The sequence below is a fragment of the Methanococcoides sp. genome, from assembly GCF_030594565.1.
GTDB classification, from domain to species: Archaea; Halobacteriota; Methanosarcinia; order Methanosarcinales; family Methanosarcinaceae; genus Methanococcoides; species Methanococcoides seepicolus.
This window is the reverse complement of record NZ_JAUVEY010000009.1, coordinates 1-12427: the sequence shown is the minus strand read 5'-3', so window position 1 is coordinate 12427 and position 12427 is coordinate 1. Positions and strand designations below refer to the sequence as shown.

The 12427-nt window shown below is 44.5% G+C and carries 12 protein-coding genes and 1 tRNA gene; 11 read left to right on the top strand and 2 right to left on the bottom strand.

Going from position 1 to position 12427, the window contains the following annotated elements:
• The first annotated feature begins 7 nt into the window (after positions 1-7).
• The 10 genes from QAS77_RS01575 (at position 8) to QAS77_RS01530 (ending at position 10062) form a co-directional block, all read left to right on the top strand.
• Complete coding sequence (locus QAS77_RS01575; RefSeq protein WP_305063934.1) at positions 8-2653, top strand: DNA-directed RNA polymerase subunit A'; 2646 nt, start codon at positions 8-10, stop codon at positions 2651-2653.
• Complete coding sequence (gene rpoA2 / locus QAS77_RS01570; protein WP_250867879.1) at positions 2653-3813, top strand: DNA-directed RNA polymerase subunit A''; 1161 nt, start codon at positions 2653-2655, stop codon at positions 3811-3813. The genes QAS77_RS01575 and rpoA2 overlap by 1 nt, the downstream gene beginning before the upstream one ends.
• A 90-nt stretch (positions 3814-3903) precedes the next feature.
• Positions 3904-4191, top strand: a complete 288-nt coding sequence (locus tag QAS77_RS01565; RefSeq protein WP_250867880.1) for a 50S ribosomal protein L30e — start codon at positions 3904-3906, stop codon at positions 4189-4191.
• A 16-nt stretch (positions 4192-4207) separates the two neighbouring features.
• On the top strand, positions 4208-4633 hold the full coding sequence (locus QAS77_RS01560; RefSeq protein WP_250867881.1) for a NusA-like transcription termination signal-binding factor: 426 nt from the start codon (positions 4208-4210) through the stop codon (positions 4631-4633).
• A gap of 78 nt (positions 4634-4711) precedes the next feature.
• The gene (locus tag QAS77_RS01555; protein WP_250867882.1) at positions 4712-5140 is read left to right on the top strand and encodes a 30S ribosomal protein S12; all 429 of its coding nucleotides are present in this window, start codon (positions 4712-4714) and stop codon (positions 5138-5140) included.
• A 4-nt stretch (positions 5141-5144) separates the two neighbouring features.
• Entirely contained in the window at positions 5145-5705 is a 561-nt protein-coding gene (locus QAS77_RS01550; protein WP_305063923.1) for a 30S ribosomal protein S7, read from the top strand.
• Between the two features lie 47 nt (positions 5706-5752).
• The gene (locus QAS77_RS01545) at positions 5753-7945 is read left to right on the top strand and encodes an elongation factor EF-2 (RefSeq protein ID WP_305063922.1); all 2193 of its coding nucleotides are present in this window, start codon (positions 5753-5755) and stop codon (positions 7943-7945) included.
• Positions 7946-8065: 120 nt separating this feature from the next.
• Positions 8066-9337, top strand: coding sequence for a translation elongation factor EF-1 subunit alpha (gene tuf, locus QAS77_RS01540; RefSeq protein WP_305063933.1), 1272 nt, complete (start codon positions 8066-8068; stop codon positions 9335-9337).
• Positions 9338-9371: 34 nt separating this feature from the next.
• Positions 9372-9683, top strand: a complete 312-nt coding sequence (rpsJ, locus tag QAS77_RS01535) for a 30S ribosomal protein S10 (RefSeq protein WP_305063921.1) — start codon at positions 9372-9374, stop codon at positions 9681-9683.
• A gap of 184 nt (positions 9684-9867) precedes the next feature.
• A complete protein-coding gene (locus QAS77_RS01530; RefSeq protein WP_305063920.1) occupies positions 9868-10062 on the top strand; it encodes a helix-turn-helix domain-containing protein in 195 nt (64 codons plus the stop codon).
• Positions 10063-10100: 38 nt separating this feature from the next.
• Here QAS77_RS01530 and QAS77_RS01525 read toward each other — a convergent pair whose 3' ends face one another.
• Positions 10101-11681 carry a sensor histidine kinase gene (locus tag QAS77_RS01525; protein WP_305063919.1) on the bottom strand — a complete coding sequence of 527 codons (1581 nt, stop codon included), beginning with the start codon at positions 11679-11681 and terminating at the stop codon, positions 10101-10103.
• Between the two features lie 345 nt (positions 11682-12026).
• Here QAS77_RS01525 and QAS77_RS01520 point away from each other — a divergent pair.
• A tRNA-Arg gene (locus QAS77_RS01520) sits at positions 12027-12098 on the top strand.
• 26 nt (positions 12099-12124) lie between these two features.
• Here the strand turns inward: QAS77_RS01520 and QAS77_RS01515 are convergent.
• On the bottom strand, positions 12125-12427 hold a 303-nt coding region (locus QAS77_RS01515; RefSeq protein WP_305063918.1), incomplete at its 5' end, for a hypothetical protein.

Genomic DNA, 12427 nt, shown 5'->3' with positions numbered 1-12427 from the left:
AATGCAGATGGACAATATGGTACCCTCAATACCAAAGAGGATCGGTGCGATCAAATTCGGTTTGATCTCTCCGCGCGAAGTACGTAAAATGAGTGTTACATCGATCATAACTGCGGATACCTATGATGATGACGGTTATCCGATAGACATGGGTCTTATGGACCTTCGTCTTGGTGTGATCGACCCGGGACTTAAATGTAAATCATGTGGAAGCCGTGCTGGAGAATGCCCTGGTCATTTCGGGCATATCGAACTTGTAGCACCTGTTATTCACGTTGGTTTCAATAAGATCCTTCGTAAGATCTTACGTTCGGTCTGTTGTAAATGCAGTTCCCTTCTACTCGAAGAAAGTAAAAAGAGTGACTTCCTTGTACAATTGGCCAAGCAGAAGGACATGGGCCACCTTCCTGATGATGTTATCAATAATGTCTTCAAGGAAGCAAGGAAATCAAAGACCTGCCCTTACTGTAATGAGGAGCAGCTCGATATTAAGTTCGAGAAGCCAAGTGAGTACATTGAGAATGGTCATAAACTGACCCCTACTGAGATAAGGGACAGGTTCGAGAACATTTCAGATGATGATATCCGTGTAATGGGGATGAACCCTGATACTGCTCGTCCTGAATGGATGATCCTTACAGTTCTTCCGGTACCACCGGTCACTGTGAGGCCATCCATCACGCTTGAATCCGGACAGCGCAGTGAGGATGATCTGACCCACAAGCTCGTGGACATCATTCGTATAAACCAGCGTTTCCAGGAGAATCGGGATGCAGGTGCTCCTCAGCTTATCATTGAGGATCTTTGGGAGCTTTTGCAATATCACCTTACAACCTATTTCGATAATGAGGTTTCAGGTGTACCTCCTGCAAGGCACAGGTCAGGAAGGCCACTGAAGACCTTGACCCAGCGTCTTAAGGGTAAGGAAGGACGTTTCAGAGGAAGTCTGTCAGGTAAGCGTGTGAACTTCTCTGCACGTACTGTGGTATCTCCTGATCCCAACCTTAGTATCAATGAAGTTGGTGTTCCCCTTTCTATTGCAATGCATATGACAATTCCTGTAAGGGTCATTTCAAAGAACCTTGATCTTATGCGGGAATATGTTCGCCGTGGGCGTGAAGTTCATCCGGGTGCGAATTATGTTATCCGTGATGATGAACGCCGTATCAAGGTCACAGAGCTTAACAAAGAAGAACTTCTTGAGAAGCTCGAGCCTGGGTGGAGCATTGAAAGGCAGATGCAGGATGGAGATATCGTGCTGTTCAACAGGCAGCCTTCACTGCACAAGATGAGTATTATGGCACATCGCGTAAAGGTACTCCCTAATAAGACCTTCAAGCTCAATCCGGCTGTATGTCCGCCATACAATGCTGATTTTGATGGTGATGAGATGAACATGCACGTTCTTCAGACAGAAGAGTCACGTGCAGAGGCCAGTATCCTTATGCAGGTTCAGGAAAACATCCTTTCCCCGCGTTTCGGTGGTCCTATCATCGGTGGTATCCACGATCACATTTCCGGTCTGTTCCTTTTGACAAGGAATCAAAAGTTCATTAGTAAGAACGATGCACTGGAGCTTCTCCGTAAGTCTGAATTGCGTGTGCTTCCAGAGCCTGCTGGTCATCTTGAAGATGGTGAGCCTTATTGGGACGGAAAGCAGATCTTCAGTCAGATCCTTCCTAAGGGACTTTATGTCGAGTTCCCTGCGCAGGTATGTTTCAAGTGTGATACCTGTAAGAAAGGGGACTGTGAGTACGATGCTTATGTTGTCATCGAAGATGGTGAGCTGATCAAAGGTACTATCGATGAGCAGGCTATTGGTGCGTTCAAAGGACGTGTTCTTGATAAGGTCGTTAAAGAATTCGGTACCACTGCAGGTGCACAGTTCGTAGATGATTTCACAAGGCTTGCTATCAGAGGTGTGATGCACACAGGTCTGAGCTTTGGTATCAGTGATGAGGATATTCCGCTAGAGGCCAAGGAAGGCATTGCTATAAGGCTACAGGATGCTGAAAAAGAGGTAGCTGAACTTGTTCAGGCGTATGAGAACAAGGAGCTTGAAGCTTTGCCGGGCAGGACCCTTGATGAGACCATTGAAATGAGGATCATGCAGACCCTGGGTAAGGCAAGAGATGACACTGGTGGGATGGCTGACCAGAGTCTTGGTCTTGAGAACTCTGCGGTTATAATGGCAAGGTCTGGTGCTCGTGGTTCTATTTTGAACTTGACCCAGATGGCGGCTTGTGTAGGTCAGCAGGCGGTTCGTGGTGAGCGTATCAGGAGAGGATATGCAGGAAGGACCCTCCCTCACTTCGATAAGGGTGACCTTGGTGCAGATGCTCACGGTTTCGTGAAGGCAAGTTACAAGAGCGGATTGAATCCGACTGAGTATTTCTTCCACGCAATTGGTGGTCGTGAAGGTCTTGTGGATACTGCGGTCCGTACTTCCCAGTCAGGTTACCTTCAGAGGCGTCTTGTGAATGCGTTGCAGGATCTTGAGGTGCAGTATGATGGTTCTGTGCGCGAGACGAGAGGTGTCATTGTACAATTCAAGTACGGTGAAGATGGTATCGACTCCACAAAGAGTGATTACAGTAAGCCGGAGGCAATACACCGTGTTGTCAGGTCTGTTACAGGTAAGGAGGTGGCATAATGTCCATCAGTGAAGCTACTATCGATTCTATGATAAGCGGTCTTCCGCTTCCAAAGACGACACTTGCTACGTTAAGAAAGGATGTAGTGGATGTCGGTGTCACGAAAAAAGAAATGGAAGTGATCATCGAACGTGTCATGGCAGACTATGAGTATGCATGTGTTGAGCCATGTGAAGCGGTTGGTGTGGTCTCTGCACAGTCCATTGGTGAACCTGGTACTCAGATGACCATGCGTACTTTCCACTACGCTGGTGTGGCTGAGATCAACGTTACGTTGGGTTTGCCACGTCTTATCGAGATCGTGGATGCAAGGAAGACTCCAAGTACTCCTATGATGACCGTTGCTCTTGTCAAAGAGTATGCTGCAGACAGGGAATTCGCAAGGAAGGTCGCATGGGAGATCGAAGCTACTCATATCGAGCATCTGGCGGACGTTACGACCGATCTTGCTAACATGAACCTTATCCTCGATCTTAATGAGAAGATTCTTTTGCAGAGGGGCATTGGCGTTGAGGCCATTGCTGAAAAGCTTGAAGCTGGTCTTGGTGTAAAGGTAAAGATCCCCAGTGAGGTTGCAAATCAGATCATTGTGATCCCGAAGGAACCTTTGTACAGGGATCTGCTCCAGCTTGCCAAGAACATTCATGGTATCACTTTGAAAGGTATTGAGGGTATCAAGAGGGTAGTCATCAGAAAAGATGGTGAAGAATACACTCTTTATACTGAAGGCTCAATGCTCAAGGAAATTCTCGAAGTCGAAGGTATAGACCTTTCAAGGACTTCTACTAACAATATTGGTGAGATCTATGAAGTGTTCGGTATTGAGGCTGCTCGTTTTGCCATCATTAAGGAAGCCAGTGACACTCTGCGTGAGCAGGGTCTTACTGTGGATATCCGCCACCTCATGCTTGTGTCAGACATCATGACCTGTGATGGAGAGGTAAAGCAGATCGGTCGTCACGGTATTTCCGGTGAGAAGGCCAGTGTGTTTGCCCGTGCAGCGTTCGAGGTTACTGTTAATCACTTGCTTGATGCTGGTATGCGCGGTGATATCGATGAGCTTAATGGTGTTACTGAGAACATTATTGTCGGTCAGCCGATCAAGCTCGGTACTGGTGATGTTCACCTGGTTGCAAGAAATCCTCTCAAAGACCTTTAAGAGCATTAGGTTGCAACCAGAAAGTAGATATAAGGATTCAGATATTAGAATACAAATCTCAAATTGACAATATAGATGGGTTGATGTAAAATGGATATTAATATTGATAAAGCACTTATCAAAGTTATCAGGACAGGTACTGTTATCATGGGTGCGAACCGCACTATTGAGGCAGCAGTTAAAAATGAAGCAAAGATGGTAGTTCTTGCATCCAACTGCCCTGCAAACATAAGAGAGCAGATCGAGGCAACCAGCGTACCTATTTTAGATTATGCTGGTACCGGTGTCGATCTCGGTCCTGCATGCGGTAAGCCATTTACCATTGCTACCATGGCGATCATGGATGCAGGCGAATCCGATATACTTGCAGGGATCTAAGTCAGGAGTTGTTTATTTGGGCGAGATCAGACTTTCAACAGAATGTATCAGATACATTGCACTGTTTGAAAGTGTGACTCACGCTTCTATTAAGGATTGCATTGTCGATGATGATAGGATCATCTATGTCGTAAATACTGGTGACATGGGTGCAGCTATTGGTAAATGTGGGGATAATCTCAATCGGGTTAAAAAGTCCGTTGACAAACACATTGAACTCATCGAATATTCGGCCGAACCGGTTACATTTATAAAGAATGCTTTCGGTACTGTGTCTGTTAAGTCCGTCAGGATATCCAGTAAAGGCGATAAGAAAATTGCCTATGTGGATGTGGCAGCAAATGAAAAAGGGCTTGCTATAGGGCGTAACGGAAGCAATATCGATAAGATAAAAAGGGTGGTAGGTCGCCATCACTATATCGATGATGTTATCTTACAGTGAACTTTTGTTCACACAAATGATCTAATTCAACTGATTTATTTACGAAAATTTACGGAAAATTAATTGGGAGGATAATATATGCCAAATGGAAAGTATGCAGCTCACAGACTTCAGCAGGTTCGCAAAGACGCTAGGTGGAAAGACACCAACTACAGCAGGCGTACCTTAGGTCTGGACATTAAATCTGACCCTCTAAGTGGTGCGCCACAGGGTCGTGGAATAGTACTTGAGAAAGTGGGTGTCGAGGCAAAACAGCCTAACTCCGCTATCAGGAAATGTGTTAGGATCCAGTTGATCAAAAACGGTCGTCAGGCAACAGCTTTCTGTCCTGGTGATGGTGCTATCAATTTTATTGATGAGCACGATGAAGTGACCGTAGAAAGAATAGGTGGCCGTATGGGTGGTGCAATGGGTGATATCCCTGGCGTGCGCTTCAAGGTCATTGCTGTGAACAATGTATCATTGAGAGAAATGGTCATTGGCAGAAAGGAAAAACCAAGGAGATAATTCCATGTACAAGTTATTCGGAAAGTGGGACCTTACAGAGGTCGAAGTTGCTGACGCTGGTATCAAGAGATATGTCAACCTAGATCCTGTTATCGTGCCACATACATCAGGTAAACACGCAAGGCAGCAGTTCAACAAGTCCGACATTACAATCGTCGAGCGTCTTGTGAACAATGTAATGCGTAATGCACAGAACACCGGTAAGAAGCAGATTGCTCTTCGTATTGTGGATGAGGCTTTAGATATCGTTAACTCGAAGACAAAGAAGAATCCTGTTCAGGTCCTCGTGGAAGCTATTTCACATGCAGGCCCAAGGGAAGAAGTTGTCAGACTTAAATACGGTGGTATATCTGTACCAAAGGCAGTTGACACAGCTCCACAGAGGCGTGTTGACCATGCATTGAGAAATATCGCAATAGGTTCTAATCAGGCAGCTTTCAAATCAAAGCGCACTGCAGCAGAATGCCTTGCATCTGAGCTCATCGCAGCTTCTAACCGTGATGCAAAGAGCTATTCCATCAACAGAAAGGATGGAAAGGAAAGAGTCGCAAAGGCAGCACGTTAACCGTGTTGCTTTTTTATTTTATATAATATTCAATTGTAGGTTTTATCATGGGACGAAGGAAGAAAATGGTTGAGCGTGTTACAGCGCTGATGAGCGATCCAGTAATGATCAGGAACATCGGTATTGTAGCTCACATAGATCACGGAAAAACAACTCTTTCAGATAACCTCCTCGCAGGCGCTGGAATGATCTCCAAGGAGCTCGCAGGTCGCCAGTTGTTCATGGATTCTGACGCAGAGGAGCAGGAAAGAGGTATCACGATCGACTCCGCTAACGTGTCAATGGTGCACGAATATGAGGACAAGGAATATCTTATCAATCTTATTGATACACCAGGTCACGTTGACTTTGGTGGCGACGTTACCCGTGCAATGCGTGCAGTAGATGGTGCTGTAGTTGTCATCGATGCTGTTGAAGGTACAATGCCTCAGACCGAGACCGTTCTGAGACAGGCACTGAAAGAGCACGTAAGGCCGGTACTTTTCATCAATAAGGTAGACCGTCTTATCAACGAGTTGCAGGTCGATGATCAGGAGATGCAGATCAGGCTCGGAAAGCTCATCGATCACGTAAACAAGCTTATCAAAGGTATGAACGAAGAGCGCTACAACGCAGGCTGGAAGGTAGATGCAGCTGAGGGTACTGTAGCATTCGGTTCCGCTCTTTACAACTGGGCTATCAGTGTCCCTATGATGAAGAAGACCGGTGTAAGCTTTAGTGAAGTTTTCAATTACTGCCGTGAAGAAGACATGAAGTCACTTGCTGAGAAATGTCCACTCCATGAAGCAGTTAACGATATGGTTATCAGATTCCTTCCAAGTCCTATCGATGCACAGAAGGGCAGGGTCGGAGCTATCTGGCACGGTGACCGTGAGTCCGGTATCGGTAAGCAGATGTCTGTTGCAGATGCCACCGGAGACGTTGCTTTCATGGTAACTGATATTACCATGGACCAACACGCAGGAGAAGTTTCAACAGGTAGACTTTTCAGCGGTTCACTTTCCCGTGGTATGGAAGTTTACGTTTCAGGCGCATCAAAGACGAACAGAATCCAGCAGGTCGGTGTTTTCATGGGCCCTGAGAGACTTGAAGTTGATGCGATCCCTGCAGGTAACATTGCAGCGGTAACAGGTCTCAGGGATGCATTTGTAGGTGCCACAGTAACCACACTTGAAGGCATGGAGCCTTTCGAGAGCATCAAGCACGCAAGTGAACCTGTAGTTACTGTTGCGGTCGAAGCAAAGCACATGAAGGACCTTCCAAAGCTCGTTGAAGTTCTTCGCCAGGTCGCTAAGGAAGACCCAACACTCAAGATCACTCTTGATGAAGAGACCGGTGAGCACTTAATGGCTGGTATGGGTGAACTTCACCTTGAGGTCATTGCTCACAGGATCGAGCGTGACAAAGGTGTGGAGATCACAACAACACCTCCGCTTGTCGTATATCGTGAGACGATCGTAGGTACAGCTGGTCCTGTGGAAGGTAAATCCCCTAACAGGCACAACAGATTCTATGTTATCGTCGAGCCACTGGAGCCAGAAGTCCGTGAGCTTATACGCAATGACGAAATCTCCATGAGGATGCCTGAAGTTGAGAGAAGGGAGAAGCTCATGGCAGCAGGTCTTAATAAGGATGAAGCAAAGAAGATCGTAAATATCTTCGAGAGCAATGCTTACTTCGATATGACAAAGGGTATTCAGTACCTGAACGAAACAATGGAGCTTATCCTTGAGGGATTCACCGAGGTCATGAAGGCCGGACCACTTTCCAAGGAACCATGCATGGGTGTCAAAGTAAAGCTCATGGATGCAAAACTCCACGAGGATGCTGTCCACAGAGGTCCTGCACAGGTAATTCCTGCATCAAGACAGGCAATCCAGGCTGCAATGCTTATGGCTGATGATACGCTCTTTGAACCATATCAGAAGGTATTCATCCAGGTCCCACAGGAGCAGATGGGTGGAGCAACCAAGGAGATCCAGGGTCGTCGCGGTGTCATTATAGACATGACTTCCGAAGGTGATACAACCATCATCGAGTCCAAAGCACCAGTTTCAGAGTTATTCGGATTCGCTGGTGATATCAGATCCGCAACAGAAGGTCGAGCAATGTGGAGTACAGAGTTCGCAGGTTTCGAACCACTCCCAATGAGCCTCATGGCCGAAGTTGTTACAGGTATCCGCAAGCGAAAAGGACTCAAGGCAGCTTTGCCACAGGCAGAAGACTTTATGAGCTTGTAAGGTGGATGTAAATCCATCTTTTTTTCTACCTGAGACAATTCGCTGGAAAGGTTTAAGAGTAGAAACAACCATTATGCTCAAAATTACAGATTATACCAATTAAAAATAAAGGAGAATATTATCATGGCTGAGAAACCACATCTGAACTTAGCAGTTATTGGTCACGTTGACCACGGCAAGTCAACATTTGTCGGAAGATTGATGTTCGAGACAGGCGCAGTACCTGCACACCTTATCGAGAAATATAAGGCAGAAGCAAAAGAGAAGGGTAAGGAATCCTTCGCATTCGCATGGGTCATGGATACACTCAAGGAAGAGCGTGAGAGAGGAGTTACCATCGATATCTCACACAAGAGATTCGACACCGACAAGTACTACTTTACAGTAGTGGACTGTCCAGGTCACCGTGACTTCGTAAAGAACATGATCACCGGTGCTTCCCAGGCAGATGCAGCTGTTCTTGTAGTTGCAGCACCTGACGGTGTAATGGCCCAGACAAAGGAGCACGTTTTCCTTTCAAGGACCCTTGGTATCAACCAGCTTATCGTTGCTATTAACAAGATGGACGCAGCTGAATACAGCGAGGACAGATACAACGAGGTAAAGAAAGAAGTATCACAGCTCCTCGGTATGGTAGGATTCAAGGCAGAGGATGTCCCATTCATTCCAACCTCCGCATTCGAAGGCGACAACATAACAAAATCAAGCGCGAACACTCCATGGTACACTGGTCCTGCATTGCTTGAGTGCCTCAACAATCTTACTGTGCCAAGTAAGCCAGACACACTTCCACTCCGTATCCCAGTACAGGATGCATACACCATTTCCGGCATCGGTACCGTTCCAGTAGGTAGGGTAGAGACCGGTATCATGAAGAAGGGCCAGAAGGTCACCTTCATGCCAAGCGGCGCAACTGGTGAGGTCAAGTCAATTGAGATGCACCACGAAGAATGGGATCAGGCTGTACCTGGTGACAACATCGGTTGGAACGTAAGAGGTATTGGAAAGAACGACGTCAGGAGAGGTGACGTATGTGGTCCTGCAGAAAAGCCACCATCGGTAGCTGAAGAGTTCACCGGACAGATCGTTGTCCTTCAGCACCCATCCGCTATCACAGTCGGATACACTCCTGTATTCCACTGCCACACAGCTCAGACTGCATGTACTCTCATGGCCATCAACAAGAAGTTGGATCCAAAGAGCGGTCAGGTCAAGGAAGAGAACCCAACCTACATCAAGGCTGGAGATGCAGCTATCGTTACAATCAAGCCAACAAGGCCAATGTGTATTGAGCCTGTAAGTGAGATTCCACAGCTCGGCAGATTCGCTATCCGTGATATGGGTATGACGATCGCTGCCGGTATGTGTATGAGTGTTACACAGAAGAAATAACACTCTTTCTCTTTTTTTTTAATAGGAGAAAAACATGGCACAGAAAGCAAGAATACGATTATCAGGCACAAGTCCTGTAAACCTCGATGGTGTTTGCGACCAGGTGAAAGCCATTGCAAACCGCACTGGAGTAAGCATATCCGGTCCAGTCCCACTTCCAACAAAGAAGTTGGTAGTTCCTGTAAGGAAGAGCCCAAGTGGCGACGGTACAGCAACATGGGACCACTGGGAAATGCGTGTCCACAAAAGACTTATTGACATTGCAGCTGATGAGCGTGCACTTAGACAGCTCATGAGAATTCAGGTTCCAAAAGATATCAGTATTGAGATCGTACTCAAGAATTGAGTACGATTGAAAAACGACTTGAATTAGTTACAGATATATATCTGTAACATTTCTCCTCCCACTTTATTTACTTCTCTTTTTTCTTACTTATTTGAGCTTATATTTTTATAGTAATAGTTATAAATCAATATTTGGAATTTGTTATTCTATATTCAAATGCTGTAGCATTTGAGAGGTAATTATCATGACCAACGCTTTAGATACAAATGAAGAAACGATTTTAAAAGTTCTGGAAGATTCCGAAGAGCCATTAAGACCTGGTGATGTTGCAGAAGCTACTGGCGTCGATAGTAAGATGGTCAGTAAATCACTCGCCAGTCTCAAGAAAAAAGGTCTTGTTTGTTCTCCAAAAAGATGCTATTATGATATCACAAATTAAAAAATATTAATGTTACACGATAATTTGTGTAACATTTTTTAACTTTGTTCATTCCTCATTTTTGCTGGTTTTGTTGGAATTGCAAAAGTGAATGTACTGCCTTTCTCCAGCTTACTTTTTACCCCAAGGCAACCGCCATGTAATTCTGCAAACTTCTTAATAAGATACAGTCCCACTCCCACTCCACTGTAAACGCGTGTGGATGAAGGATCCAGCTGACTGAATGGCTCGAATAGTTTATCTATATCCTCTTCTGAAATTCCGATTCCTCTATCTGTGATCTTGAATGCTATCATCTCATCAACAGACTCTATACGTACTTTTACCGGATTTGTTTTGTCTGAGAATTTAATAGCATTCTCTATCAGATGAAAAACGGACTTTTCTACTTTCCTAGTATCAGCTATAATATGGCTTACATCGGTTAGTACTTCAAAAGATACCATTTCAGCCTGATCAGTCAGGTATTCTTCAATATCCTCTTTAATTTCCTCTATCAGGTCTTCAATATTGATGGTCTTATAGTCCATGTCAAGACTTCCTGATTCTATCTTCGATATCTCGAGTATCGAATTGATAATTTCCAGAAGTTTCTTTCCACTTGTGGAGATATTTCTCAGATACTTATCCTGTTTCTCATTCACATCCCCGAACTTTCTTTCAATAAGGACCTCTGAAAAACCTATCACTGCGTTAAGGGGAGTCCTAAGTTCATGGCTCATATTTGCAATGAACTCGCTCTTTGTCCGACTTGCATCTTCCGCCATATACTTAGCTTTTAAAAGAGCCTCTTCCGCTTCTTTCCGCTCAGTGATGTCCTCGCCGGCCAGTATGCAACCTGTATTGTGTCCGTTCTCATCCTTCAATTGTGTACATTTCCAAGAACATAATCGGATTTGATCTTCTTTTGTAGTTATGGGGCACTCGAATGGAGTTGATGCAATATCTCCGTAACAGGAAAGCATAAATGATTGAGTGACAGATTCACGTATCATTTCTGGAATGATCATCTCGAACCAGTTCATATTGAACAACTCATGCTCTTTATATCCCAGAAGCTCGCAGGCTTTCTTATTCACCAGTGATACCCTGAAATCATTGTTAATGACGATTATCGCAACTCCGGCTACATCCAGATAGTGCTGAGCTTTTTCCTTCTCTTTCATAAGCTCGAACTCTATCCTCTTAAGTTGGGCAATATTGACCATTATGCCATTGATACCAACTACCTTTCCATCCTTCACAATGCCTTTTGATGAGGTATGGACATAGGTGATACTGCCTGTTTTCGACACTATCCTTAACATATATGGCTTGTGTTCACCCTCAAGCGTGAGGTCAATATCCTGAAGCAGACCTGGAAGATCCTCTGGGTGGATGTACTGCATAAAAGAAGTGCCCATTACTTCTTCGGGGCTATATCCGGTAAAATTTTCAATAGCAGGGCTGATGTATGTGAAATTGCCTTGTTCATTGATGCTGAATATAACATCATTGAGGTTTTCAATGTGTAATTTACAGAACTCTTCTATCTCTTCTATTTTTTCGTTAGCAAGCTTGAGTTTTGTCCTGAGTTCTTCACCTTCATTCTCAAGTTCTGTTATCTCTGAGATATCCATAATATTTACCGCGATTTACTTTAACCTATTATCGTTCTTTCATTGATACTAATGCACATAGATCTCTCAAACTGATAATAATGCATCATGTTCAATTAATACAATTCTATATTAATATGTTCTTTATCATACTATTATATGAATGAACTAATATTGGGTTAGTAAGCTATTCCTTGATCGGTATAAATCCATATGGGTCTACTTGTTTCATCTTTATAAATGTGCTGTTATAGAAAACCCGCAGTTTCAAAAAAAATTGATGCATTTTCGTTCGAAAAGGACCATGCCTCATCTAAACCTATTAGTTAATATAGTTAATTTCACATAATCTAAATCCATTCAAGTGGGCCCGTAGTGTAGTGGATATCACTTTAGCCTCCGGAGCTTAGAACCCGGGTTCGATTCCCGGCGGGCCCGCTATCCACTCCTTTTTCATCTGAAATTTATAACTTATAAAGCTTTTCAAGATAACTTCTGATCCTGCAGTAGATGAAGTTCCTGTATCCTGCACTATCAGGGATATCGAATGTGACTATTCCTTCCACATTCCAGAATACATTTTTGACTATCTTCCTCTCTTCCATATCATCCACAAAGAACCGGACCTTGCTAAAATCATGCACCGCCTGTCTCCAGTCCCCTGCTCTCATTTTAGACGGGTCTTTACTGCAAAGCACTTCAAATTGCTGCAATCCGAACGCATAGGTCTCAAACCATTGCCTGTCTTCCTTTGTCAGTGCAATGAT